Origin of the sequence: Chelatococcus sp. CO-6 (assembly GCF_001271345.1) — a bacterium.
In the GTDB taxonomy this organism is placed as follows: Bacteria; Pseudomonadota; Alphaproteobacteria; order Rhizobiales; family Beijerinckiaceae; genus Chelatococcus_A; species Chelatococcus_A caeni.
In genome coordinates this window covers 3,810,695-3,836,400 of record NZ_CP012398.1, presented here as the reverse complement: position 1 = coordinate 3,836,400, position 25,706 = coordinate 3,810,695, and the positions used below count along the sequence as shown (strand labels likewise).

The 25,706-nt window shown below is 68.5% G+C and carries 25 protein-coding genes and 1 riboswitch; of the genes, 3 read left to right on the top strand and 22 right to left on the bottom strand.

The features are described from left to right. Positions 1–3: 3 nt before the first annotated feature. From hflX to dusB, 7 genes are all read right to left on the bottom strand, one after another. Positions 4–1,395, bottom strand: a complete 1,392-nt coding sequence (gene hflX / locus AL346_RS17970) for a GTPase HflX (protein ID WP_019403115.1) — start codon at positions 1,393–1,395, stop codon at positions 4–6. Between the two features lies 1 nt (position 1,396). After that, a complete protein-coding gene (hfq, locus tag AL346_RS17965; RefSeq protein WP_019403114.1) occupies positions 1,397–1,651 on the bottom strand; it encodes an RNA chaperone Hfq in 255 nt (84 codons plus the stop codon). A gap of 259 nt (positions 1,652–1,910) precedes the next feature. Next, positions 1,911–3,281 (bottom strand): sigma-54 dependent transcriptional regulator, encoded by a 1,371-nt coding sequence (locus AL346_RS17960; protein WP_019403113.1) that lies wholly within the window; start codon positions 3,279–3,281, stop codon positions 1,911–1,913. Then, complete coding sequence (locus AL346_RS17955; RefSeq protein WP_183315976.1) at positions 3,278–5,557, bottom strand: PAS domain-containing sensor histidine kinase; 2,280 nt, start codon at positions 5,555–5,557, stop codon at positions 3,278–3,280. Before AL346_RS17955 ends, AL346_RS17960 begins: the two co-directional genes overlap by 4 nt. Positions 5,558–5,662: 105 nt before the next feature. Continuing rightward, positions 5,663–7,108 carry a nitrogen regulation protein NR(I) gene (ntrC, locus tag AL346_RS17950; protein WP_019403111.1) on the bottom strand — a complete coding sequence of 482 codons (1,446 nt, stop codon included), beginning with the start codon at positions 7,106–7,108 and terminating at the stop codon, positions 5,663–5,665. A 12-nt stretch (positions 7,109–7,120) separates the two neighbouring features. Beyond that, positions 7,121–8,230 (bottom strand): nitrogen regulation protein NR(II), encoded by a 1,110-nt coding sequence (locus AL346_RS17945; protein WP_026015297.1) that lies wholly within the window; start codon positions 8,228–8,230, stop codon positions 7,121–7,123. Between the two features lie 38 nt (positions 8,231–8,268). Further along, positions 8,269–9,273, bottom strand: a complete 1,005-nt coding sequence (gene dusB / locus AL346_RS17940) for a tRNA dihydrouridine synthase DusB (RefSeq protein WP_082312565.1) — start codon at positions 9,271–9,273, stop codon at positions 8,269–8,271. Positions 9,274–9,458: 185 nt separating this feature from the next. Here dusB and AL346_RS17935 point away from each other — a divergent pair, with 185 nt between their 5' ends. Continuing rightward, a complete protein-coding gene (locus AL346_RS17935) occupies positions 9,459–10,670 on the top strand; it encodes a bifunctional 2-C-methyl-D-erythritol 4-phosphate cytidylyltransferase/2-C-methyl-D-erythritol 2,4-cyclodiphosphate synthase (RefSeq protein WP_019400298.1) in 1,212 nt (403 codons plus the stop codon). Then, a complete protein-coding gene (locus tag AL346_RS17930) occupies positions 10,667–11,164 on the top strand; it encodes a CinA family protein (protein WP_053193928.1) in 498 nt (165 codons plus the stop codon). The genes AL346_RS17935 and AL346_RS17930 overlap by 4 nt, the downstream gene beginning before the upstream one ends. A gap of 7 nt (positions 11,165–11,171) precedes the next feature. Here AL346_RS17930 and AL346_RS17925 read toward each other — a convergent pair whose 3' ends face one another. The 9 genes from AL346_RS17925 to eno form a co-directional block, all read right to left on the bottom strand. After that, positions 11,172–11,648, bottom strand: coding sequence for a type II toxin-antitoxin system RatA family toxin (locus AL346_RS17925; protein ID WP_026014792.1), 477 nt, complete (start codon positions 11,646–11,648; stop codon positions 11,172–11,174). Positions 11,649–11,657: 9 nt separating this feature from the next. Then, positions 11,658–12,617, bottom strand: a complete 960-nt coding sequence (gene lipA / locus AL346_RS17920; RefSeq protein ID WP_019400295.1) for a lipoyl synthase — start codon at positions 12,615–12,617, stop codon at positions 11,658–11,660. Between the two features lie 191 nt (positions 12,618–12,808). Continuing rightward, on the bottom strand, positions 12,809–13,090 hold the full coding sequence (locus AL346_RS17915; protein ID WP_019400294.1) for a GlsB/YeaQ/YmgE family stress response membrane protein: 282 nt from the start codon (positions 13,088–13,090) through the stop codon (positions 12,809–12,811). A 118-nt stretch (positions 13,091–13,208) separates the two neighbouring features. Next, positions 13,209–14,648 carry a dihydrolipoyl dehydrogenase gene (gene lpdA / locus AL346_RS17910; RefSeq protein WP_019400293.1) on the bottom strand — a complete coding sequence of 480 codons (1,440 nt, stop codon included), beginning with the start codon at positions 14,646–14,648 and terminating at the stop codon, positions 13,209–13,211. Positions 14,649–14,706: 58 nt separating this feature from the next. Beyond that, on the bottom strand, positions 14,707–16,077 hold the full coding sequence (locus tag AL346_RS17905) for a pyruvate dehydrogenase complex dihydrolipoamide acetyltransferase (RefSeq protein ID WP_019400292.1): 1,371 nt from the start codon (positions 16,075–16,077) through the stop codon (positions 14,707–14,709). A 15-nt stretch (positions 16,078–16,092) separates the two neighbouring features. Then, entirely contained in the window at positions 16,093–17,493 is a 1,401-nt protein-coding gene (locus AL346_RS17900) for a pyruvate dehydrogenase complex E1 component subunit beta (protein ID WP_019400291.1), read from the bottom strand. Positions 17,494–17,595: 102 nt separating this feature from the next. Next, a complete protein-coding gene (gene pdhA, locus AL346_RS17895; RefSeq protein ID WP_053193927.1) occupies positions 17,596–18,663 on the bottom strand; it encodes a pyruvate dehydrogenase (acetyl-transferring) E1 component subunit alpha in 1,068 nt (355 codons plus the stop codon). Positions 18,664–18,850: 187 nt separating this feature from the next. Then, positions 18,851–19,174, bottom strand: coding sequence for a septum formation initiator family protein (locus AL346_RS17890; protein WP_019400289.1), 324 nt, complete (start codon positions 19,172–19,174; stop codon positions 18,851–18,853). Positions 19,175–19,264: 90 nt separating this feature from the next. After that, a complete protein-coding gene (gene eno, locus AL346_RS17885) occupies positions 19,265–20,548 on the bottom strand; it encodes a phosphopyruvate hydratase (RefSeq protein ID WP_019400288.1) in 1,284 nt (427 codons plus the stop codon). A gap of 196 nt (positions 20,549–20,744) precedes the next feature. Here eno and queF point away from each other — a divergent pair, with 196 nt between their 5' ends. Beyond that, the gene (queF, locus tag AL346_RS17880; RefSeq protein WP_053193925.1) at positions 20,745–21,203 is read left to right on the top strand and encodes a preQ(1) synthase; all 459 of its coding nucleotides are present in this window, start codon (positions 20,745–20,747) and stop codon (positions 21,201–21,203) included. On the opposite strand, the gene AL346_RS25425 is transcribed toward queF, so the two are convergent. From AL346_RS25425 to AL346_RS17850, 6 genes are all read right to left on the bottom strand, one after another. Next, positions 21,185–21,964 (bottom strand): thiamine phosphate synthase, encoded by a 780-nt coding sequence (locus AL346_RS25425; RefSeq protein WP_082312564.1) that lies wholly within the window; start codon positions 21,962–21,964, stop codon positions 21,185–21,187. The genes queF and AL346_RS25425 overlap by 19 nt on opposite strands. A gap of 3 nt (positions 21,965–21,967) precedes the next feature. Next, positions 21,968–22,765 carry a thiazole synthase gene (locus AL346_RS17870; protein ID WP_053193920.1) on the bottom strand — a complete coding sequence of 266 codons (798 nt, stop codon included), beginning with the start codon at positions 22,763–22,765 and terminating at the stop codon, positions 21,968–21,970. Between the two features lies 1 nt (position 22,766). Next, entirely contained in the window at positions 22,767–22,997 is a 231-nt protein-coding gene (gene thiS / locus AL346_RS17865; RefSeq protein WP_019403636.1) for a sulfur carrier protein ThiS, read from the bottom strand. Next, the gene (thiO, locus tag AL346_RS17860; protein ID WP_019403637.1) at positions 22,994–24,163 is read right to left on the bottom strand and encodes a glycine oxidase ThiO; all 1,170 of its coding nucleotides are present in this window, start codon (positions 24,161–24,163) and stop codon (positions 22,994–22,996) included. Before thiO ends, thiS begins: the two co-directional genes overlap by 4 nt. Further along, positions 24,152–24,250: riboswitch (TPP riboswitch) on the bottom strand. Its footprint overlaps the gene before it by 12 nt. 97 nt (positions 24,251–24,347) lie before the next feature. Beyond that, on the bottom strand, positions 24,348–25,190 hold the full coding sequence (gene kdsA, locus AL346_RS17855) for a 3-deoxy-8-phosphooctulonate synthase (RefSeq protein ID WP_019403638.1): 843 nt from the start codon (positions 25,188–25,190) through the stop codon (positions 24,348–24,350). Between the two features lie 97 nt (positions 25,191–25,287). After that, positions 25,288–25,692 (bottom strand): DUF350 domain-containing protein, encoded by a 405-nt coding sequence (locus AL346_RS17850; protein WP_019403639.1) that lies wholly within the window; start codon positions 25,690–25,692, stop codon positions 25,288–25,290. Positions 25,693–25,706 lie beyond the last annotated feature (14 nt).

The window sequence follows — 25,706 nt, the reverse complement described above, 5'->3', positions numbered from 1 at the left end:
GGCTCAGGCCGCAACCCGCCGCGCGCCGGGGCAGCGCCGGGTCAGGCGTGCCTCCTTGTCGGGCGACAGGCGGATGGTCAGCGCGATGTGCCCGTCCTCGCCCTCCTCGCGCTTGAGGATTTCGGCCTCTTCATAGAGCCAGTTGAGCGTCGCCCCTTCCGTCGGGGCGAGGTCCACCTGGTATACGGGGCGGCCGGCGGCGATGCGCGCCTCGATCTCGGCGAGCAGGGTGTCGATGCCGTATCCCGTCTGGGCCGACACGAGCACGGGCTGCGGCCCGTCGCCCTTGCGCACGGCGAGCGTGGCGAGGCGCTCGCGGCCCGCATCGTCGAGCAGGTCCGCCTTGTTCCAGACCTCGATGAGGCTGCGCTGGCGCGCTTCGTCGATGCCGAGCTCGCGCAGGATGGTCTCGACGTCGGCCGCCTGGGCCTCGGTGTCCTCGTGCGACACGTCGCGCACGTGCAGGAGCACGTCGGCCTCGACGACATCCTCCAGCGTCGCGCGGAAGGCGGCGACGAGCATGGTCGGCAGGTCCGAGATGAAGCCGACGGTATCGGAGAGGATGGCCTTCTCGCCGTGCGGCAGGGTGATGGCGCGCGCCGTCGGGTCGAGCGTCGCGAACAGCATGTCCTCGGCCATCACCGAGGCGGTGGTCAGCCGGTTGAACAGCGTCGACTTGCCGGCATTGGTGTAGCCGACCAGCGCGATGACGGGATACGGCACGCGCCGGCGGCTGGCGCGGTGCAGCGAGCGGGTGCGCTTGACCTGTTCGAGGTCGCGCTCGATCCGCGTCATGCGTTCCTGGATGATGCGCCGGTCCGCCTCGATCTGCGTCTCGCCCGGGCCGCCGAGGAAGCCGAAGCCGCCGCGCTGGCGTTCGAGGTGCGTCCACGAGCGCACCAGCCGGCTCTTCTGATAGGCCAGATGCGCCAGCTCGACCTGGAGCGCGCCCTCGCGTGTCTGGGCCCTGCGGCCGAAGATCTCGAGAATGAGGCCGGTGCGGTCGATGACCTTGCACCCCCAGGCCCGCTCCAGGTTGCGCTGCTGCACCGGCGACAGGGCGCAATCCATCACCACGAGGCCGATGTCGGAGGCCTTGATGGCCCCGGTCAGCTCCTCGACCTTGCCCTTGCCGAGATAGGTCGACGGGCGCACGTCGTCGAGCGTCACGATGAAGGCCTCGACGACGTCGAGGTCGATGGCGCGCGCGAGGCCCGCCGCTTCGTCGAGCCGCGCCTGCGGATCCCGCAGGTTCGCTCCGCCCTCCTCCCGCACGCGTGCCTTGCGCGCAGGATAAGGACCGACGACGAAGGTCGCGGTCCCCGAGGCGACGGTCTTCTCAGGCTCGGTCAGGTGCGCGGCAAGCGCGCCCTTTCGGTTTTTCGGTTCGGTCAAGTCAGGCCTTTTCGCCGCCCTCGTCGCCCTGCTCGAAGAGCTGAATCGGATGGCCCGGCATGATCGTCGAGATCGCATGCTTGTAGACAAGCTGCGAATGGCCATCCCGGCGCAGAAGGACGCAGAAGTTGTCGAACCAGGTCACGACGCCCTGCAGCTTCACGCCATTGACGAGGAAGATCGTCAGCGGAACCTTGTTCTTACGGACGTTGTTGAGAAAAGTGTCTTGCAGGTTCTGCGTGCGTTCGCCCGCCATTGTTGAGCCTCGTCAGCCGTGCCGCCGCCGGTCCTCGGCGCGCTTTTGTTGTTCTTGCCCGCTGGAGAGAATCGTCCCAGGCCCAGGGCATATCAAGACCGGTTGATATCATTACAAAGGCATAGGACTTTACGCGCAAGTGGTCTTGCGCGCATTAAGTTTGTTTATTGCCGTTTTAGGCGAGTTCCGCCGTGGAATGGAGCGCGCGCCTGAGGCCGAGCGCGACCTGGCGTTGGAGGAACGCGCCTTTCCATTCTGCTCACGAGCCGATTCCCAGCGACTTGAGCTTGCGATGCAGGGCTGAGCGCTCCATGCCGATGAACTCGGCGGTGCGCGAGATGTTGCCCGAGAAGCGGTTGATCTGGGCGATGAGATATTCGCGCTCGAAGATCTCGCGCGCATCGCGCAGCGGCAGGCTCATCAGCTTCTCGCCGCCGGCGCCGGCCGGCGTCGTCGGCACGAGCGAGCCGATCTCGGCCGGCAGCATCTCGGCGGTGACCGACACGTCCGGATCGCCGCCGGCGAGGATCATCAGCCGTTCGACGTTGTTGCGCAGCTGGCGCACGTTGCCCGGCCAGTCGTGCGTCTGCAGCACCGCCATGGCGTCCTCGGCGATGAGGCGCCTGGCAAGGCCCGTCGCCGACGAGATCTGCTCCATGAAGAACTCGACGAGCTCCGGCACGTCCTCGCGCCGCTCGGCGAGCGAGGGCACGCGGATCGGCACGACGCTGAGGCGGTGGAAGAGGTCCTCGCGGAACCGGCCGGCGGAGATGGCCTCGGTGAGATCGTGGCTCGTCGAGGAGATGATGCGCACGTCGACATGGACGCGCGTCGCACCGCCGACGCGCTGGAAGTTCTGGTCCACGAGAACGCGCAGGATGCGGTTCTGCGTCTCGCGCGGCATGTCGGCGATCTCGTCGATGTAGAGCGTGCCGCCGTGGGCCTCCTCGAGCGCGCCGGTGCGCCGCGCCCTGCCCTCGCCGGCCTCCACGCCGAAGAGCTCGCTCTCCATGTTCTCGGGCGTGATCGTCGCCGCGTTGATGACGACGAAGGGCCCGTTCGCCCGGCTGGAGAGGCCATGCAGCGTGCGCGCCGTCAGCTCCTTGCCGGCGCCTGGCGCGCCGCTGATGAGGACGCGCGCGTTCGTTGGCGCCGTGCGCTCCACCACCTGCCGCAGCTGGTTGATGGCGGCCGAGCGCCCGACGATGCGGCTTGCCTGGACCGAGCGCGTGCGCAGCTCCTTGATCTCCCGCTTGAGGCGCGAGGCCTCGAGCGCACGCTCGGCGACGAGCACCAGCCGGTCGGCCTTGAAGGGCTTCTCGATGAAATCGTAGGCGCCGCGCTTGATGGCGGAGACGGCCGTCTCGATGTTGCCGTGGCCGGAGATCATGATCACCGGCAATTCCGGATGGTTCTCCTTGATGTTGTCGAGAACCTGCAGTCCGTCGAGCCGGCTGCCCTGCAGCCAGATGTCGAGGAAGACGAGGTGCGGCCGCCGCTGCTCGATGCTGCCCAGCGCCTCGTCCGAGCTGCCGGCGGTGCGCGTGCGGTGCCCCTCGTCCTCCAGAATTCCGGCGACGAGCTCGCGAATGTCGGCCTCGTCGTCAACGACCAGGATGTCTGCGCTCATCCTTCCTGCCCCGTATGCAATGCCGCGGCTCTCGCAGGCCCGCCCTCATCGGGGGAGCCTTCGGCCGCGTCGGTCATGGGAAACCACAGTCTGACGCGCGCGCCGGAGCGCCCGCGCTCGTCCGGCGGTGCATCGATGAGCTCGATGCCGCCGCCGTGGTCTTCGAGAATCTTGCCGACGATGGCGAGGCCGAGGCCCGTGCCCCCTTCTCGCGTCGTCATGTAGGGTTCCAGCAGCCGCTGGCGCCCCTCGCGCGGGAAGCCCTTGCCGTTGTCGGCGATGTCGATGACGACCCGCCCGCCGTCCTCGATCGTGACGGCGACGGCGATGCGGCCCGGCCCGCGCTCCTCCTCCGGCACGGCGAGCACCGCCTCGGTGGCGTTCTTGACGATGTTCGTCACCGCCTGGGAGATGAGGCGCCGGTCGAAGCGCGCGGCGATGGATTCGGGCTCGTAGCGCTCCTCGAAGGTGATCTCGGGATTGCCGACGCGCATCAGGAAGACGACCTGCCGCACCGTCTCCACCACGTCGTCGCGGGCGAGCGACGGCTTGGGCATGCGCGCGAAGGACGAGAACTCGTCGACCATGCGCTTGATGTCGTCCACCTGGCGCACGATGGTCGCGACGCACTGGTCGAAGACCTCCCGGTCGCTGACGATGACCTTGCCGTACTTGCGCCGGATGCGTTCCGCCGAGAGCTGGATGGGCGTCAGCGGGTTCTTGATCTCGTGCGCGATGCGCCGCGCGACGTCCGCCCAGGCCGAGGTGCGCTGGGCAGTGACGAGGTCGGTGATGTCGTCGAGCGTGACGACGAAGCCCTTGTCCTGGCCGACTGCCTGCTCGCTGGTGACGCGCACCGTGAGCATGCGGTCGCGCCCGTCGCGGTTGATGGAGATCTGCCCCTGCACGAACTGCCGGTGGCGGCTGGTGAGGGCCTCCTCGACAAGCTCCGCGAGCTCCGGCACCGCCTCGGCCACGGGGCGGCCGACGAGGCGCGACGCCGGCTGGCGCAGCAACTGCTCCGTCGAAGGATTGACGATGGTGATGCGGCCGCGCGCATCGGTGCCCACCACGCCCGCGGAGACGCCGGCGAGCACCGCCTCGGTGAAGCGCCGGCGCTTGTCGAGCACATCGCTCGCCTCGGTGAGGCTGTCGTGCTGCTGGCGCAGCTCGCTCGTCATCTTGTTGAACGTGGCACCGAGATGGGCAAGGTCGCCCTCCGCGCGGCGGATCGGCACCTGGACATAGAAATTGCCGGTCGCCACCTGGTCCGTGGCGTGGATGAGGCGGCGGATCGGCGCGACGAGGCGGTTGGCGAAGCTGAGGCCGAGCCACACCGCCGACAGGAGGACGATGAGCGCGACGAGCGCGAACATCGAGGCGAAGGCGATCTGGATGCCGGCCTTCTTCGCCTCGAGCGCCTGGTAATAGGCGACGCCTGCCTCCGCCTCCCCCGGAAAGGAGACGGCGCGCGGATCGACGGCCCGCGCCACGAACAGCACCGCATCGTCATAGGAGGGGAGCTTGATGACGGCGCGGAAGATATTGCTGTTGCTCGTGATGAGGCAGTCGGCGTCGGTCGGGCTCGCCCCCGCCAGCACCTCCTTGTCCGGCAGCGTGAGGCCCTCGAGCTGCTTGGCCTCGATGCGCTCCAGGACCTCGCCGTCCTGCTTCAACAGCATGGCGACCGGAAAGCCGAGATAGAGCGCCCGGGAGGTCATGAAATCCCGGTAGAGCCGCCGGTCGACGTCGAACATCGGCTTGGCGCGGTTGAGGTCGTCGGCCATCAGGTAGGTCTCGCGCACCAGCGAGCGGCACTGGCTGTCGCGATAGGCCCTGGCGATGTCGAGCGTGTTCGTCATCAGCGCCTTGAGCGAGCCCGTGAACCAGGGATCGAGCCCCCGCTCCAGCGTCACGGTGGCGACGATGGCGACGAGCACGGCCGGGAAGGCCGCGACGAGGCTGAACAACGAGACGATGCGCACGTGCAGCCCCGCCGCGGCGGCACCCCGGCGCCGTGCGCGAAACAGGCTCCACGTGTCCCACAGGACGATCGCGACGAGCGCGATGACGAGGACGACATTGATGAACAGCGCCCAGACGACGACCTCGTGCGTCGGCAGGATGGGCGTGAGCCCGGCGAGCACCAGAAAGGTAATGAGCGCGCTCGCCAGCGCCGTGACCACGGCGATGGTGCCGACCAGCCCGGAGACGCGCGCCGAGCCCTTCTCGTCGCGCACCGTGCTGCGGGTGCCCTGGTTCGATGTTGACGTCACGAGGCCTCGAATCTTCGAGCCGAACGGCTCAGCAAGCGACTCGACTGCCCCTGTGATGCATCAAGACAACAGTGTTGTCAAAATATGACAGAGCGCAGGGAGCGCTCATCGCGTGCTGCGGATCACCTGCATGTCGAGGTCGCGAATTTTCTTCCGCAATGTGTTGCGATTGAGACCGAGCAGCTCCGCCGCCTTGATCTGGTTGCCGCGGGTGGCGGCAAGCGCGGCGCCGATCAGCGGCGGCTCGATCTGCCTCAGGATGCGGTGATAGAGGCCGGGCGGCGGCAGCCGGTCGGGGAACTCGGCGAAATAGGCGGCAAGATGCTGCTCGACGGCCTCCGACAGGCTCGCGGGCGCCGCCGTCGCGATCGCGTCATCGGCAGCGAGCGCGCCGACGGGCTCCAGCTCGGCGTCGATGATCGGCGCGGTGATCGTCTCCTGCGGATAGAGCGCGGCGAGACGGCGCACGAGGTTCTCGAGCTCGCGCACGTTGCCCGGCCAGCGATAGCGCTTGAGCTTGTCGAGGGCCTCGGCGTCGATCTGCTTCCGCGCCAGCCCCTCCTTCTCGATCATGCCGAAGAAGTGGCGCGCGAGGTCGGGAATGTCCTCGCTGCGCTCGCGCAGCGGCGGCAGGCGCAGCGGCACGACGTTGAGGCGGAAGTAGAGATCCTCCCGGAACAGGCCCTGGTTGATGGAGACCCTGAGGTCCTTGTTGGTGGCCGCGATGATACGCACGTTGGTCTTGATCGGCACCCGGCCGCCGACGGTCGTGTACTCGCCCTGCTGCAGCACGCGCAGGAGCCGCGTCTGCGCCTCCATGGGCATGTCGCCGATCTCGTCGAGGAAGAGCGTGCCGCCCTCCGCCTGCTCGAAGCGCCCGGCGTTGCGGCCGGTGGCACCGGTGAAGGCCCCCTTCTCGTGGCCGAAGAGCTCCGATTCGATGAGGTCGCGCGGGATGGCGGCCATGTTCACGGCGACGAAGGGCCCGTTGCGGCGCTTGCCGTAGTCGTGCAGAGCGCGCGCCACCAGTTCCTTGCCGGTGCCCGACTCACCGGTGATCATCACGGTGAGGTCCGTCGGCATCAGGCGCGCCAGCGCGCGATAGATCTCCTGCATGGCCGGGGAACGGCCGACGAGGGGGATGTCCTCGCCCTCCATGCCGTGCGCCGAGACCGCGGCCCCGCGGGGGCGCGACAGGGCGCGGCCGACGATGGCGACGAGCTCCTTCAGGTCGAAGGGCTTGGGCAGGTATTCATAGGCGCCGCGCTCGGAGGCGCGGATCGCGGTCATGAACGTGTTCTGCGCGCTCATGACGATGATCGGCAGCTCCGGCCGGATCTTCTTGATGCGCGGCAGGAGGTCGAAGGCATTCTCGTCCGGCATCACGACGTCGGTGATGACGAGGTCGCCCTCACCCTGCGAAACCCAGCGCCACAGCGTCGCCGCCTGGCCGGTGGAGCGTACGTCGTAGCCGGCGCGCGACAGCGCCTGATTGAGGACCGTACGGATTGCTGCATCGTCGTCTGCTACTAGAACGCTGCCGCGCTGCATCTCGTTATCCCATCATGTCCTTGTTGCCCGCCCGTCGTGGGCGAGAAGCATCGGCATCAGCAGGCGGAAGGTCGTGCGCCGCGGGGCGGATTCGCACTCGACGATGCCGCCATGATCGCCGATGACCTTGGCGACCAAAGCAAGACCGAGGCCAGTTCCCTGCGCCTTGGTGGTCACGAAGGGATCGAAGAGGTTCGGCAGGAGGTCCTGCGGCACGCCCGGGCCGTTGTCGCGCACGCGGATCTCGAGCGGCAGGCTGAGGCGCTCCTCCGAGCCGCGGATCTGCATGCGCACGCCCGGGCGGAAGGCGGTGGCCAGCGTGATCTCGCCGTCGACGGCGTCCGGCCCGATCGCTTCGGCCGCGTTCTTCACGAGGTTGAGCAGCACCTGGATGAGCTGGTCGCGGTTGCCGTAGAGCGGCGGCAGCGACGGGTCGTATTCCTCGACGAAGCGAATGTGGCGCGCGAAGCCCGAGGTCGCCAGCCGCTTCACGTGGTCGAGCACGTCGTGGATGTTGACCGGGCCGCGCTCGATCGGCCGCTCCTCGCCGAAGACCTCCATGCGCTCGACGAGCTTCACGATACGGTCGCTCTCGTCGCAGATGAGGCGCGTGAGCAGGCGGTCGCCTTCGTTCGCAGTCGCCTCCAGCAATTGTGCGGCGCCGCGGATGCCGGAGAGCGGGTTCTTGATCTCGTGCGCCAGCATGGAGCCCAGCGCGGTGATGGACCGGGCCGCGCCGCGATGGGTCAGCTGCCTGTCCATTTTTTCGGCAATTGTCCGTTCTTGCAGCATCAGGACGACGCGGCCGCGCGGCTCGGCGAGGGGCGTCGCGAAAACGTCGACGATGCGCGAGCCGCCGAGACGCGGCGAACCGATGTCGACCCGGTATTCGCTGACGCTGGCCCCGCGCTGGCGCACCTCCTCGACGAGCGCGATGACCGGCGAGCCGAACGGCAGGAGCTCGCTGAGGCGCTGCCGGCGCAGGAGGTTGAGCCCCGTCTCGAAGAAGCTCTCGGCGGCGATGTTGGCCTGGGTGATGAGCCCCTCGGCATCGACCGTGATGACGGGAAGCGGCAGGACATTGACGATTGCATCGCCGTCCTGTTCGAAGCCTCTGTTCATGAGCGGCAACTCTTCGCTCGCGAAGATCTCCTGGGCGTTCATGCGGCATCCTCGAGCGGCACGTCGGCGAACATGGCGCGCAGGGCCGCGATGACATGTTGGGGGGTCTCGGACGTGACGATCCGCGCCCGCTCGATGCGGGCGCGCGCGCTGCCGAGCGCGATGGCATGTTCGGCATAGGCTGCAAGATGCTTGCGGGCGTGCCTGAGGCCCATCTCGCGGCCATAGAGCGAGAGAAGCGTCTCGTAATGCTCGACGGCGGCCGCGCCCCTCGTCTCGGCATCGGGCGCCGCGCCCGGCCGGTCCGCATCCCCCGCAAGGTCGCGGGCGATCTCGCCGACGAGCCAGGGCCGGCCGACGGCGGCGCGGCCGACCATGACGGCATCGGCGCCCGACAGCCGCAGGGCCTCGCGGGCGTCTGCCGCATCGGTGATGTCGCCGTTGACGACGAGCGGCAGGGACGTGGCGGCGCGCACGGCCGCGACCGCCGCCCAGTCGGCGCTGCCCTTGTAGAACTGCTGGCGCGTGCGCCCGTGCACGGTGACGAGGCGTACGCCGGCCGCCTCGGCGCGGCGGGCGAGCTCCGGTGCATTGCGGCTCGCGTCGTCCCATCCGAGCCGCATCTTCAAGGTGACCGGCACGCGAACGGCGGCGACGACGGCCTCCACCAGCCGCATGGCGTGGTCGAGGTCGCGCATCAGCGCCGAGCCGGCCCAGCCGCCCGTCACCTTCTTCGCCGGGCAGCCCATGTTGATGTCGATGATGTCGGCGCCCGCCTCCGCGGCGACGCGGGCCCCCTCCGCCATCCAGTGCGGATCGCAGCCGGCGATCTGCACGACGTGCGGCAAGACGCCCTCGCCTTCGGCCCGCATGCGCGCTTCCTCGTCGCCGCGGGCCAGCTCCTGCGAGGCCACCATCTCGGATATGACCAGCGAGGCGCCGAAGCGGCGCGCCAGCCGGCGCAGCCCGACATCGGTCACGCCCGACATAGGGGCGAGAAAGGCACGTCCGTCGATTGGGACAGGGCCGATTGCTAAAGTCATCTGCCTATTTCTTGATCATGCACAGCATTGCATCAAAATTGCGCATAATCTTGCGCTGCACAATAGGCCCGTTCGACGCAGCCCGGTGCATTTGCGCTCAGCGCCCCGCCGCCTTATCAGAACGGCCGGGACTCGTCGTGCCCCAAAGTGGGGTGGATGGTCGGGGAGAGGTCGAGAGCCGTTCGATGCCGCTCGTTGCAGCCATCATCGTCGCCGCCGGTCGCGGCACCCGGGCGCGCCCGCACGCGCTGCCCAAGCAGTACCGGCCGCTGGCGGGGCGGCCGCTCGTCGCCCACAGCCTCGAGGCGACGCTGCGCCATCCGGCCATCGCCAAGGTCCTGTGCGTCATCCATCCCGACGACCACGCCATCTACGAGGAGATCGCGCGTTCCCTGGACCATGACGGCAAGCTGCTGCCGGCGGGCTTCGGCGGCGCGACGCGGCAGGCTTCGGTCCATGCGGGGCTCGAGGCGCTCGCAGGCCACATGGGCCGCGCCCCGGACATCGTCCTCGTGCACGACGCGGCGCGCCCGTTCCTCTCGCCGCAGCTCATCGACCGGGCGATCGCCGCCGCCGAGCTCTACGGCGCGGCCGTGCCCGGTCTCTCGGTGACGGATACGGTCAAGGTCGTCGGCGCCGACGGCTGCGTGGCCGAAACGCCGGACAGGGCCATGCTGCGCACGGTACAGACGCCGCAGGCCTTCGCCTTCCCGGCGCTCCTCGCCGCCCATCGCGCGGCAGCCGAGCAGGCCATCGACGGCTTCACCGACGACGGCGCCATCGCCGAATGGGCGGGCGGCACCGTCCACATCTTTCCCGGAGAGGCGCGCAACGTGAAACTGACGACCGGCGAGGACTTCGTTGAGGCGGAACGGCGCCTGTCGGCCCGGCACGACATGACCGTGCGCTTCGGCATCGGCTATGACGTGCACACCTTCGGCGAGGGCGATCACATCATGATCGGCGGCATCGCCATCGCGCACGAACGCGGCATCGTCGCCCATTCGGATGGCGACGTGGTGCTGCATGCCCTGACCGATGCTTTGCTCGGCGCCATCGCGGACGGCGACATCGGCACCCATTTCCCCCCGTCCGACCCGCAGTGGAAGAGCGCATCCTCCGACCTCTTCCTGCGCGATGCCCGCGAGCGCGTGCGCCGGCGCGGCGGCATCATCGACAATGTCGACGTCATCGTCGTCTGCGAGCGGCCCCGCATCGGGCCGCATCGCGAGGCCATCCGCGCACGGATCGCCGAGATCCTCGCCATCGGCACGGGGCAGGTTTCCGTGAAGGCGACGACCTCGGAAGGGCTCGGCTTCACCGGCCGGCGCGAGGGCATCGCCGCCCAGGCGAGCGCCACGGTGCGCCTGCCGGCGTCCCCGGAGGGACAGCCATGATCGACGATGCCATTCTCGCCCAGGCGGAGGCCCTGCTTGCGGCCTGCCGCCAGCGCGGCCTGAAGATCGCCACGGCCGAATCCTGCACCGGCGGGCTCGTCGCCGGCGCGCTCACAGCCATCGCCGGATCGTCCGACGTCGTCGAGCGCGGCTTCGTCACCTATTCCAACGAGGCGAAGATCGAGGCCATTGGCGTCGATGCGGATCTGATCGCCGGACACGGCGCCGTCAGCGAGCCGGTGGCGCGGGCCATGGCGGCGGGCGCCCTCGCCCGCTCGCGGGCCGATCTCGCCGTTGCCGTCACCGGTATCGCGGGCCCCGGCGGAGGCAGCGCGGCAAAGCCGGTCGGCCTCGTTCATTTCGCCGTCGCCATGCGCACCGGCAAGGTCCTCCACCGGGAGGAGCGCTTCGGCGACATCGGCCGCTCCGAGGTGCGGCGGCTGTCGGTGGCGGTGGCCCTCACGATGCTCGAAGAGGCCTGCGCCGGGGCTTGACCCGTCTTCAGGCGCGGGCAGCCACGCTTCCGCCCCGGCCATAGACGTCGCGGGCCCGCTCCTCGAACGCTTCCGCGAACTTGTGGAAGGCGCGCTCGAAGACCGCGCCCATGACGAGGCCGAGCGCCATGCTCTTGAACTCGTAGGAAATGAAGAAATCCACCTCGCAGCCGCCGTTGTCGAGGTGATGGAAAGCCCAGCGGTTCTCGAGATGGCGGAAGGGCCCGTCGACATATTCGACGAGAATGCGCATGCGCGGCCTGTCGAGGGTGACGCGGCTCGTGAAGGTCTCGCGGATGGCCCTGTAGCCGACCGTCATGTCGGCGACGAGGGTCTCCACCCCCTCGCCGCTCGCGGCGCGCCGGCGCACGCGCAGCGCCTCGCACAGCGGCAGGAATGCGGGGTAGCGCTCCACATCCGCCACGAGGTCGAACATCTGTGCCGGAGTGTGCGGCACGCGACGCTTGTTGCGAAATGACGGCATGATGCCCCGTCAGGCGCCCAGCTTGGCCGCGCGTGCTGCCTTCAGCCGCTCGAAATCCTCGCCGGCATGGTGCGAGGAGCGCGTCAGCGGGCTCGACGACACCATGAGGAAGCCCTTGGCATAGGCCGTCGTCTCATAGGCCTTGAACTCGTCCGGCGTGACGAAGCGGACGATGGGATGGTGCTTCTTCGTCGGCTGCAGGTACTGGCCGACGGTGAGGAAGTCGACGTCGGCCGCCCTCAGGTCGTCCATGAGCTGCAGCACCTCGTTCCGCTCCTCGCCGAGGCCGACCATGATGCCGGACTTCGTGAAGATGGTCGGATCGAGCTCCTTCACCTGCTGCAGCAGGCGCACCGAATGGAAGTAGCGGGCGCCGGGCCGCACCTTGAGGTACTTCGACGGCACCGTCTCGAGATTGTGGTTGAACACGTCCGGCCGCGCCTTCACCACGACCTCGAGAGCGCCTTCCTTGCGCAGGAAGTCCGGCGTAAGCACCTCGATGGTCGTCTTGGGCGAGCGGGCGCGGATGGCGGCGATGACCTCGGCGAAATGCTGCGCGCCGCCGTCGGCGAGATCGTCACGGTCGACCGAGGTGATGACGACGTGGCTGAGACCGAGCTTCTCGACGGCCTTGGCGACGCCCTCCGGCTCGTCCCGGTCGAGCGGCTGGGGCATGCCGGTCTTGACGTTGCAGAAGGCGCAGGCGCGCGTGCACGTGTCCCCCATGATCATGAAGGTCGCGTGCTTCTTCTCCCAGCATTCGCCGATGTTGGGGCAGCCCGCCTCCTCGCAGACGGTGACGAGCTTGTTCTCGCGCACGATGCGGTTGGTCTCGGCCCATTTGGGCGAACCCGGCGCCTTCACACGGATCCAGTCCGGCTTGCGCATCACCGGCTGGTCCGGCCGGTGGGCCTTCTCAGGGTGGCGCGGGCGAGGGTCGCTATTGAGCAGGTCGAGAACGACGGCCATCAGACATCTCCGCGGGGTCGTCCCTGGCGGACGACCTCTCTTGGTTATGTATTTGCAGGCCGTATCGCAAGTAGGCAAGCCGATCCGGGCGCGGCAAAGCGCCCATTATCGAAGCACGGCTCCGCGAGCAGGATGCGAAACATCCTCCTCGCGCAGATCCTCAGACCGTTCATGACCGTACGATTTCTACGCTACCAGCGCCGCCTGATGAGGCTGAGCAGGAACAGGAGCACGATGGCGCCGATCGTCGCCACGACGAGGCTAACCACCAGGCTTCTGCCTGCCGGCATCAGGCCGAGCGCGCCGAGGATCGAGGGCCCGATCAGGGCGCCTATGAGGCCGACGATGAGATTGGTGAGGAGACCGTGGTTGCGGTTCATCACCTTCTCGGCGATGAAGCCCGCCAGAATACCGATAAGAATGAGCCAGAGAAGATTGACGCCTTGAACTCCGAGAATACCGACCCCTTGCATGAATGCCCCCTTGCAATCGAGAAAAAGAGCGCGACCAAGGATCGCTCCTCTTCGTCTCGACAGCAAGAAGTCGGTAGAAGTTCTGTACGCGCCGCTCATCGTGCGGTGCGCACGTTCCTCATACGTGGATGACGCGTCCGTAAGCGTCGAGCACGGATTCGTGCATCATCTCCGACAAAGTCGGGTGCGGGAAGACGGCGTGGATGAGCTCCTCCTCCGTCGTCTCCAGGTTCATGGCGATGACGAAGCCCTGGATGAGCTCCGTCACCTCCGCGCCGACCATGTGGGCACCGAGGAGGCGTCCGGTCTTCTTGTCGAAGATCGTCTTGACGAGGCCGTCCGGCTCGCCGAGGGCGATCGCCTTGCCGTTGCCCATGAAGGGGAAGCGGCCGACGCGCACATCGTAGCCCGCCTCCTTGGCCTTCGCCTCGGTGAGGCCGACGGAGGCGACCTGCGGGTGGCAATAGGTGCAACCCGGGATCATCGCCTTGTCCATGGCGTGCGTCGGCAGGCCCTTGATGGTCTCGACGCAGATGACGCCCTCGTGCTCGGCCTTGTGGGCAAGCATCGGCGGGCCGGCGACGTCGCCGATGGCGTAGATGCCCGGCACGTTGGTGCGGCCGAGCCCGTCGGTGACGACGCAGCCGCGCTCGGTCTTCACCCCGAGCTTGTCGAGGCCGAGATTCTCGATGTTGCCGACGACGCCGACGGCGGAGATGACACGATCGACCGTGATCGTCTGCTTGGCGCCCTTCTCGTCCTCGATATGGGCGGTGACGCTGTCGGCCGCCTTGTCGAGCTTCGTCACCTTGGCGCCGGTCAGGATCTTGATGCCCTGCTTCTCGAAGCGCTTGCGCGCGACGCCGGCGATCTCGGCATCCTCGACGGGCAGGATCTGCGGCAGCACCTCGACCACCGTGACCTCGGCGCCCATGGTGCGGTAGAAGGAGGCGAATTCGATGCCGATGGCGCCGGAGCCGACGACGAGCAGCGACTTCGGCATCTTCTCGGGCACCATGGCCTCGAAATAGGTCCACACCAGCTTCTTGTCCGGCTCGAGGCCGGGCAGCACGCGCGGGCGCGCGCCGGTGGCGACGATGATGTGCTTGGCCTGATAGGTGCCGGGCGGCTGCGCACCCTTGGGCGCCTCGATGGGCGCGCCCTGGACCGACTTCGTCGGCGCCTTGACGACGACCTCGCCCGGCTTGGTGATGTTGGCCTCGCCCCAGATGACGTCGACCTTGTTCTTCTTGAGCAGGAAGCCGACGCCGGTGTTGAGCTGCCTGGAAACGCCGCGCGAGCGCTTCACCACCGCCGCCGTATCCACCTTCATCGTGCCCTCGAGCACGAGGCCGTAATCCTTGGCATGGGTGGCGTAGTGGTAGATCTCGGCCGAGCGCAGCAGCGCCTTGGTGGGGATGCAGCCCCAGTTGAGGCAGATGCCGCCGAGGTGCTCGCGCTCGACCACTGCCGTCTTGAAGCCGAGCTGCGCGGCGCGGATGGCGGTGACGTAGCCGCCGGGACCGGCGCCGATGATGATGATGTCGTAGCTGGACATGGGAACTCCCGCTATTCCCCTCCCCGCAGGGAGGGGGCATGGCAACGGCGAGGCGGGTTCAGACCAGCAGCCCCATCGGGTTCTCGATGAGCTGCTTGAAGGCGGCGATCAGCTCGGCGCCGAGCGCACCGTCGACCGCGCGGTGATCGGTGGACAGCGTCACCGTCATCACCGTGGCGACGGCGGGCGCGTCATTCTTGACGATGACCCGCTTCTCACCCGCGCCGACGGCGAGGATGGTCGCGTGCGGCGGGTTGATGACGGCCGAGAAGTCCCGGATGCCGAACATGCCGAGGTTCGACACGGCGGTGGAGCCGCCCTGGTATTCCTCGGGCTTGAGCTTGCGGGCGCGGGCCCTCGCCGCGTAGTCCTTCATCTCGTTGGAGATGGTGGACAGCGACTTCGTCTCGGCCTTGCGCACCACGGGCGTAATGAGGCCGCCGGGGATGGAGACCGCCACGCCGACATCCGCCTGCTTGTGGCGCAGCATGGCGCTGTCTGTCCACGAGACGTTGGCGTCCGGCACGCGCATCAGCGACAGGGCCAGCGCCTTGATGACGAAGTCGTTGACCGAGACCTTGTAGGCCGGCTTGCCGTCCTTGTCCTTCGGCGCGGCGGCGTTGATCTGCTCGCGCAGCGCGAGCAGCGCGTCGAGCTCGCAATCCACCGACAGGTAGAAGTGCGGGATGGTCTGCTTCGATTCCGTCAGGCGGCGCGCAATCGTCTTGCGCATGGAATCGTGCGGCACCTCCTCGTAGGAGCCGGGCTCGAAGAGCTTCTTGACCTGCTCGTCGCCCATGCCGGCGGGAGCGGGCGCAGGTGCCGTCTTGGGGGCCGGGGCCGCGCCGGGGGCGGCCGCCGCCGCGGGCTTGGCGCCGCCGGCGAGCGCGGATTTCACGTCCCGCTCGACGACGCGCCCGTGCGGGCCGGAACCGGCGATGGCGGCGATGTCGATCCCCGCCTCCTTCGCGAGGCGCCGCGCGAGCGGCGAGGCGAAGACGCGGTTGCCGTCGGCGACCGGCGCGGGGCCGGCCTTGGCGGCCGGGGCCGGCGCTTCGGCCCTGGCGGGCTCCACCTTGGGCTCTTCAGCCCTGGGCGCCTCGGCCTTGGCGGGTTCCTTGGCAGCTTCCTTAGGAGCTTCCTTGGCCGGCGCGCCGCCCGAGGCGGAAACCGCCTTCGGGTCCTCGCCCTCGGCGGCGAGAACGGCGATGACGTCGTTCACCGGCACGTCGCTGGTGCCCTCGGGCACCACGATCTTCGCCAGCACGCCCTCGTCGACGGCCTCCACCTCCATGGTGGCCTTGTCCGTCTCGATCTCGGCGAGGATGTCGCCGGACTTGACGGCATCCCCTTCCTTCTTGAGCCACTTGGCGAGATTGCCCTTCTCCATCGTCGGCGACAGGGCGGGCATCAGGATGTTGATCGGCATGGGCCCCTCCCCGCGTCAGACGTAAGCGACGGCCTTGACCGCGGCGACCACATCGGCCACCGACGGCAGGGCAAGCTTCTCGAGATTGGCGGCGTAGGGCATCGGCACGTCCTTGCCCGAAACGCGCAGCACCGGCGCATCGAGATAGTCGAAGGCGCGCTCCATGACGCGCGCGGCGATCTCGGCGCCGACGCCGGACTGCTGCCAGCCCTCTTCCACCGTGACGCAGCGGCCCGTCTTCTTCACCGATTCGATGATCGTGTCGGTGTCCATCGGGCGGATGGTGCGCAGATCGATGACCTCGGCCTCGATGCCCTCCTTGGCCAGTTCCTCGGCAGCCTTCAGGGCATAGGTCATGCCGATGGACCAGGCGACGAGGGTGACGTGCGAGCCCGCGCGGGCGATGCGCGCCTTGCCGATGGGCAGGACGTAGTCGTCGAGCTTCGGCACCTCGAAGCTGTGGCCGTAGAGGATCTCGTTCTCGAGGAAGATGACCGGGTTGGGATCGCGGATCGCCGCCTTGAGCAGGCCCTTGGCGTCAGCCGCCGTATAGGGCGCGACGACCTTCAGGCCGGGGATGTGGCTGTACCAGGCCGAATAGTCCTGGCTGTGCTGGGCCGCGACGCGGGCGGCGGCGCCGTTGGGGCCGCGGAAGACGATGGGGCAGCCGAGCTGGCCGCCCGACATGTAGAGCGTCTTCGCCGCCGAGTTGATGATCTGGTCGATCGCCTGCATGGCGAAGTTGAAGGTCATGAACTCGACGATCGGCTTGAGGCCCGTGAAGGCCGCGCCGACGCCGAGGCCGGCGAAGCCGTGCTCGGTGATCGGCGTGTCGACCACGCGGTCGGCGCCGAACTCCTGCAGGAGGCCCTGCGTGACCTTGTAGGCGCCCTGGTATTCGGCGACCTCCTCGCCCATGACGAAGACGGCTTCGTCGCGGCGCATCTCCTCGGCCATGGCGTCGCGCAGCGCCTCGCGCACGGTCATCTTCACCATCTCGGTGCCGGCGGGCACTTCCGGGTCGGGCTGGGCGCTCACCACGGGGGGCGCCGCGACGGCCGAGACGGGGGCCTCGTGCTGCTTGGCCGAGACCTGCGGCGCCTCGCCGGCCGGCGCCTGCGCAGGCGCCGCGGGGGTGGCAGCGGTGCTGTTGGCGACGCTGCCGGCATCCTCGCCCTCGCCGGCGATGACGGCGATCGGCGTGTTGACGGCCACGTCCTCGGTGCCTTCACCGACCAGGATCTTGGCGAGGACGCCCTCGTCGACGGCCTCCACCTCCATGGTGGCCTTGTCCGTCTCGATCTCGGCGATCACGTCGCCGGACTTGACGCTGTCACCTTCCTTCTTGAGCCATTTGGACAGTTTGCCGCTCTCCATCGTGGGGGAAAGCGCGGGCATCAGGATATCGATGGGCATGGGGCGATCTCGGAGCGAAGCATTGCGGGCGATCGAAGCGGCGGCGCTGCCCCGCAAGGCCGCATCCGCACCGGGCGGAGACGGCGACGGGGCCGACCGGCCTTACTTCAGGATGTCGGTGTAGAGCTCGGAGACGTCGGGCTCGGGATCGTTCGTGGCGAACTCGGCCGCCTCGTTGACGATCTCGCGCACCTTGGCGTCGACGGCCTTCAGCTCGTCCTCGCTGAGCTTCCACTGATCGATGAGGCGGCGGCGCACCTGCTCGATCGGATCGTGCTCTTCGCGCATGCGCTGCACTTCGTCCTTCGAGCGATACTTCGCCGGATCGGACATGGAGTGGCCGCGGTAGCGGTAGGTCTGCATTTCCAGGATGTAGGGGCCCTTGCCGGACCGGGCCCATTCGATGGCGCGCTCGCCGGCGGCCATGACGGCACGCACGTCCATGCCGTCCACCTGCTCGCCGGGAATGTTGAAGGAGGCGCCGCGCTTGGAGAAATCGGTCTGCGCCGAGGCCCGGGACACCGAAGTGCCCATGGCGTAGCGGTTGTTCTCGATGACGAAGACGACCGGCAGCTTCCACAGCTCGGCCATGTTGAAGCTCTCGTACACCTGGCCCTGGTTGGCCGCGCCGTCGCCGAAATAGGTCAGGCAGACATTGCCGTTCTTGCGATAGCGATTGGCGAAGGCGATGCCGGTGCCGAGCGAGACCTGGGCGCCGACGATGCCGTGCCCACCGTAGAAGTGCTTCTCCTTGGAGAACATGTGCATCGAGCCGCCCTTGCCCTTGGAGTAGCCTCCGCGGCGGCCCGTGAGCTCGGCCATGACGCCCTTCGAATCCATGCCGCAGGCCAGCATGTGACCGTGGTCACGGTAGCCGGTGATGACCTGGTCGCCTTCCTTCGTGGCCATCTGCATGCCGACGACGACCGCTTCCTGGCCGATGTAGAGATGGCAGAAGCCGCCTATGAGGCCCATGCCGTACATCTGCCCCGCCTTCTCCTCGAAGCGGCGGATCAGCAACATTTCGCGATAGGCGAAGAGATCCTGGTCCTTCGTGAAGCCCGCCGCGCCCTTCTTCTGGGCTGGCGACTGCGTCTTTCTTGCAGTGCGCGATTTTACGGCAGATGGCGCGGCATCGGAGCGCGATGCCTTACGAGCGGCTACGGCCATGAACATCCTCCCAACGGGGTTGTTGAGCGGTGTTGTAGCGCAGCCGCGCGCCGAAGGCGAGCCCCATCGGCGCAGGATAAATGGATACGTTTGAAACTAACCGGCTGATATCAGTGCGGTTTTTGCAGTTAACCTGGCCTTGGTTAAGCGGGCTTGACTGCCTTCGGCCTCGGCATTTCGGCGACCTTTACCGCTTTTGGGCCGGCAACATCACGACGACATCGTTGGGATGCACGAAACCGAGCTCTTCACGCGCCAGTTCCTCCAGAATGTCCCGGTCCACCGACTGGGCGCGCATGAGGGCGATGCGCGTCTCCCACTCGCCGCGGCGCTCCTTGATATCCGCAAGTTCCCCCTTGAGCTCGGCGATCTGCGCCTCGAACGACTGCCTGGCCTCGAGCCCGCGCGCGCCGCTGTGCGCATGGACGACGAAATAGCCGACCACGGCGCTCGACACGCCGTAGAGCACGAGCGGAATGAGGACCGAGCGGAGGCGCTTGCGAATGACCATGGGGCGAGCATGGAAGCCCATGGTTAAGGATGCATTAAGGGCGCCGCTCCGGTTGGAACGGCGCCCTTCGTCAACTGATGACCGGTAGTGTCAGCGGCGCGCCTTCAGCGCCGTGCGTCCTGCGTAGACCGCCTGCTTGCCAAGCTCTTCCTCGATGCGGATGAGCTGGTTGTACTTGGCGAGCCGGTCGGAGCGGGCGAGCGAGCCGGTCTTGATCTGTCCGCAGTTGGTCGCGACCGCGAGGTCGGCGATGGTCGCGTCCTCGGTCTCGCCGGAGCGGTGCGACATCACCGCCGTGTAGCCGGCGCGGTGGGCCATGTCGACGGCGGCGAGCGTCTCGGTGAGCGAGCCGATCTGGTTGACCTTGACGAGGATGGAATTGGCCGTGCCCTTCTCGATGCCCTCGGCGAGGCGCGTGACATTGGTGACGAAGAGATCGTCGCCGACGAGCTGGCACTTGTTGCCGACGAGGTCGGTCAGGGCCTTCCAGCCCGCCCAGTCGTCCTCGGCCATGCCGTCCTCGATCGACGCGATCGGATAGTCGGCAACGAGCTTGGCGAGATACTTCGCCTGGGCCTCGGGATCGCGCGTCGTGCCCTCGCCCTCGTAGACGTAGGCGCCGTTCTTGAAGAACTCGGTGGCGGCGCAGTCGAGCGCCAGCATCACGTCCTCGCCCGGCCTGTAGCCCGCGGCCTCGATCGCCTTCATGACGAAGTCGAGCGCGGCCTCTGCCGACGGCAGGTTGGGGGCGAAGCCGCCCTCGTCGCCGACATTGGTGTTGTGGCCGGCGTCCTTCAGCGCCTTCTTCAGCGTATGGAAGATCTCCGAGCCGGTGCGCACCGCATCCGCGAAGGTCAGCGCACCGACCGGCATCACCATGAATTCCTGGAAGTCGATGGGATTGTCGGCATGGGCGCCGCCGTTGACGATGTTCATCATCGGCACCGGCAGGATGCGCGCCGAGGTGCCGCCGACATAGCGATAGAGCGGCAGGCCGGCGGCCTCGGCGGCCGCCTTGGCGACGGCGAGCGAGACGCCGAGGATGGCGTTGGCGCCGAGCTTGGCCTTGTTCGGCGTGCCGTCAAGGGCGATCATCGTCTCGTCGATCTTGACCTGGTCCTCGGCGTCCATGCCGCCGATGGCGTCGAAGATGTCGCGGTTGACCGCGGCCACGGCCTTGAGGACGCCCTTGCCGCCGTAGCGGCTCTTGTCGCCGTCGCGCAGCTCCACCGCCTCGTGGGCACCGGTCGAGGCGCCGGAGGGCACGGCGGCGCGGCCCATGGAGCCGTCCTCGAGGATCACGTCGACTTCCACCGTCGGGTTGCCGCGGCTGTCGAGGATCTCGCGGGCGACGATGTCGATAATGGCGGTCATGGGGCTCTCTCTCCCTGGCTCGTCACGGGGCTCTGCCGTGGCACCGGCTTTTAGAGCATCGCGTGGAACAGTGGCAATCGGCTGGCGGCCCGCCATCGACCGGCGGAGACGACAGGGTGCATTTTTTCTTGCGCCGGCGCGACACTGGTGCGACAGCCCTCGCGGCGGGGCATGAGGACGACACGAGGATCGACATATGGCGCAACAGCACGAATCGCTGCAGCTGGGCAAGCCGGCGCCCCTGCCCGCCTCGCCCGAGGAGGCGGTGCTCGACCGTGTGCCGAACCCGCATCCCGACACGGATTACGTGGCGCGCTTCACCTGCCCCGAGTTCACCTCGATCTGCCCGGTCACCGGCCAGCCGGATTTCGGCATCGTCGTCATCGACTATGTCCCCGGGGAGTGGCTGGTCGAATCGAAGTCGCTGAAGCTGTTCATGTTCTCGTTCCGCAACCACGGCGCCTTCCACGAGGACTGCACGGTCTACATCGGCAAGCGATTGTCGGAGCTGCTCGCGCCGCGCTGGATGCGCGTGGGCGGCTACTGGTTCCCGCGCGGCGGCATCCCCATCGACGTCTTCTGGCAGACCGGCGCGCCGCCCGCGGGCCTTTTCCTGCCCGATCAGGGCGTGCCGCCCTACCGCCCGCGCGGCTGAGCGCCGGCCAGCGCCGCGACGAGCCGCGCCATCTCCCCGGCCGGATCGTCGGCGCGCATGACGGAGCCCATGACGGCGATGCCGGCGGCACCTGCGGCAAGGCAGTCGGCCACATTGGCAGGCGCGATGCCGCCGATGGCGATCACGGGCACGGGACTGGCGCGAACGATGGCGGCAAGACCATCGACGCCCAGCGCAGGGCCGTAGCCGGGCTTGCTCGCGGTTTCGGCGAAGGGGCCGGCGACCACGTAATCCACGGTCTCGGGGTCGAGGGTGCTCGCCTCGCCAGGCAAGTGGACCGACATGCCGATCAGCGTATGGGGAGCACCCGTAAAGCTCGGCGCGCCCTGCCCCCCTCCCCCTTGCGGGGAGGGGCTGCGGGTCGTGGCGCGAGGTGATGGCGGCCCGCCAGGCGGCATCACCCCTCTCCCCAACCCTCCCCCGCAAGGGGGAAGGGAGCAGGCTGCACCCAGCATCTCCCGTGCTCCGCGCGCGTCGCCGCCGGTCGCCAGATGCACGCCGCCGAGCCCGGCCTGCCGCGCCACCTCCGCCGAGCCGTGCACCGTCAAACAGACATCGTCCGGCAGCGCATGCTTCAAGCGCAGCGCCAGAGCGACCTGCTCGTCCTCCGGCAGGTCCTTCTCCCGCAGGCTCACCCAGCGGCAGCCGCCGGCGACCGCTTCACGGACGACGCCGACGAGGTCGCCCCTCGCCTGCCGGCGATCGGTAACCAGCAGCAGCGGCGGCTGCGGTAGGGCCATGGCTCAGGATCCGACGAGGCCGAACTGCGGGCTCGATGGCTCGGCATAGCGGCGCCTGGGGATGCGCCCGGCGCGGGATGCGAGCCGGCCCGCCTCGACGGCGTGGCGCATGGCGCGCGCCATGGCGACCGGATCGTTCGCCTTCGATACCGCCGTGTTGAGGAGGACCGCGGCGCAGCCCAGCTCCATGGCGAGCGCCGCATCGGAGGCCGTGCCGATGCCGGCATCGAGCACCACCGGCACGGGCGAGCGCGCCGCGATGAGTTCGATGAGGTGCGGATTGGCGATGCCGAGGCCCGAGCCGATGGGCGAGCCGAGCGGCATGACCGCGGCCGCGCCGAGATCGGCGAGCTTGCGGCACGTCACCGGATCGTCGTTGCAGTAGACCATGACGACGAAGCCCTTGCGCACCAGTTCGTCCGTGGCGCCGAGGAGTTCCTCGACGTCGGGATAGAGCAGCTCCCGGTCGCCGATGATCTCGAGCTTCACCCAGTTCGTCTCCAGCGCCTCGCGCGCCAGTTCCGCCGTCAGGACGGCGTCGCGTGCCGTCTGGCATCCGGCCGTGTTCGGCAGGAGATCGGCGCGGCCGGCGATGAGGTCGACCAGCCCCTCCTCGGGGCTCGACAGGTCGAGCCGGCGGATGGAGGCGGTGACGAGCTCGGTGCCGCTCGCGGCGATCGCGTCCAGCATCACCTTCTGGTTGGGGTAGCCGGCCGTGCCGAGGAAGAGCCGGGAGGAAAAGCTGCGCCCGGCGATGACGAGCGGATCGGCCACCCGCGCGCCCTGTTCGATGACGTTCATGTCAGCCTCCCTGGCGTGCGTGGACGATCTCGATGCTGTCGCCCTCGTTCAGCGGCTCGTCCTGCCATCGCGCACGCGGCACGACCGCGCCGTTGAGCGCGACCGCAAGGCCGCGGCCGGCCGGGTCGATCCCGCGCTGCGTAAGAAATTCGGCGATCGTTGCGGCCGCCAGCGGCTCATCTGCACCATTGACGCGGATGCGCGGCAGCGCGGCGGAGGATGCTTTCGTCATGGCGAAACCTCGCTCGGCGCATCGGCGCGCGCCTGAAAGCGCGCAAGGGTGAAGGGGCGCGCCACATCGGCGAGTTGCCCGGTGAGGACATGATCGGCGATGACGGCGGCCGTAATGGGGGTGAGCAGGATGCCGTTGCGGTGGTGGCCGGTGGCGTAGACGAGGCCCGCAAGCTCACCCGGCCCGAGGATCGGCGCGTCGTCGCGGCTGCCGGGCCTGAGGCCGGCCCAGGTCTCGGCGATCGGCAGTTCCTCGATGACCGGCAGGGCCCGCCAGGCGGCGTCGAGGAGCGCGAGGAGGCCGCCGGCCGTCATGCGGGTGTCGAACCCCTTCTCCTCCACCGTGGCGCCGATGATGAGGCGCCCGTCGTGGCGCGGCACGAGATAGGCGCCCGGCACCCAGGTCACATGGCTGAGGACGGGAGCGGCCGGATCCATCTGGACCGCCACGAGCTGGCCCTTGACGGGCCGCACCGGCGGCAGGGCGGCCCGCGGCAGGCCCTCGATCCGCCGCGACCAGGCGCCGGCGGCAAGGATGACGGCGTCGGCATCGATCCGCCGGCCGCGGGTAACGACGCCGCGCGCTCGCCCGTCTTCGACGACGACCGATTCGACCGGGCTGTCCTCGTGGATCGCCACACCGGCCCGCCCGGCGGCCACATGCAGGGCGGCGGCCAGCTTGCGGTTGTCGACCTGATGGTCCTCGGGGCTCCACAGGCCGCCGACGACGCCGGGGTTGAGGAACGGCTCGCGGCGCCGCACCTCGGCGGCATCGAGCCACGAAACGGGCAGGCCGAGCCGCTCCTGCAGGGCGAGATGGTGCTTCAGCCGCGCCTGGTCGTCGGCCGAGAAGGCACAGACGAGCGTGCCTTCGGTGCGCAGATCGACGGCAAGGCCGCTCGCCGCCTCCAGTTCTCCGGCAAAGTCGGGCCACAGCGCCTGGCTCTCGCGGTTGAGAGGCAGGAGCGGCTCCTCGCCCGGCTCCACCTCCGCGCAAGCGGCCAGCATGCCGGCGGCGGCATGGCTCGCGCCCGTGCCGCAGCGGCCAGCCTCGAACAGGTCGACGTCGACGCCTTGCGTGGCGAGTCGCCAAGCGATGGAGAGGCCGATGACCCCTCCGCCGATGATGATGACTTTATCCGGTCGCGATGATGCTTCTGCACTCACCGGCTGCTCCCTACGCTGGCATGATCCAGACAGGTTCGATGGGTATGATCTCAGCCGCACTGCCGTGCGGCACCCCAGGCCGACGCGTCATATACACGACAAAAAACGCGCCACTGCAAGTCCGGCTATGGAAGTCCGGCAGCGGCGCGCTTTTCACAAAGCGAATCAGTCTTTCAGGCTAACCTCAGCTGGCAGCACGCTTCTTTGCCAGGGAATCGAAGGCCTTCAGCTCCGCCAGAAGGCCCTCCATCTCTCTCAGCGGCACCATGTTGGGGCCGTCGGACGGCGCGCGGTCCGGGTCCTCATGGCTCTCGATGAAGAGGCCGGCGACGCCGACGGCCACGGCGGCGCGTGCCAGCACGGGCACGAACTCGCGCTGCCCGCCGGAGGACGTGCCCTTGCCGCCGGGCTGCTGCACAGAATGGGTGGCGTCGAAGATGACGGGCGCGCCCGTCGTCTCGGCCATGATCGGCAGCGCCCGCATGTCGGAGACGAGCGTGTTGTAGCCGAAGGAGACGCCGCGCTCGGTCACCAGGACGTCGGGATTGCCGGCGCCCGTGACCTTGGCGGCGACGTTCGCCATGTCCCACGGCGCGAGGAACTGGCCCTTCTTGATGTTGACCGCCCGGCCCGTCTTCGCGGCCGCGACGAGAAGGTCGGTCTGCCGGCACAGGAAGGCCGGGATCTGCAGCACGTCGACCGCCTCCGCGATGGGTGCGCACTGGGCCGCGTCGTGCACGTCGGTCAGGACCGGCAGGCCGAGGCTCTCGCGGATCTCGGCGAAGATCGGCAGGGCGGCCTCAAGGCCGACGCCGCGGGCCGCGCCGGCGGAGGTGCGGTTGGCCTTGTCGAAAGAGGTCTTGAAGACGAGGCCGAGGCCGAGGCGGGAGCAGATCTCCTTCAGCGCCGTCGCCATCTCCAGCGCATGGGCCCGGCTCTCCAGCTGGCATGGCCCAGCGACGATCGCCAGCGGCAGGTGATTGCCGAAGGAGACGTTGCCGACCTTGACGGTTGCGTTGGCGCTCATGTTTCCCGCCCCAGGAGGTGAAGACAAGAGGTGAAGAAAGGCGCTCGATGGCGCAGGAGAAAGGCCGAATTGCGTCCGCCCGGCCTCGGAAGGTCATTCAGAACGTCATGGCGCCGGCATTGAGGATGCCGGCGGCCAGCGAGGCCGCGCCGAGGAAAAGCGCCGCCGCGATCTCGTTGTTGGCGATGCGCTGGGAGAGGTTTGGCATCGCGAGGCGCACGAGCCAGTAGGCGCTGATCTGCACGATCATGGCGACGAGGCCCCAGACCACGAGGTCCGGCCAGGTGCGCGCGTGCACCACGGCGCTCGACAGCGGCAGCGCGAAGCCGACGATGCTGAGCCCGAGCGACAGGCTGGCCGCCGCGACGTCGCGGCGGATGAGCGCGAATTCGTTGTGCGCGGTGATGAAGGTGTAGATGCCGATATAGACGAGGACGAGGACGAGCGCGATGAGGTAGTCGACCAGAAAATCCGGCAGATTGTTGATCGATTCAAACACCATCGGCGCCCCCAGCC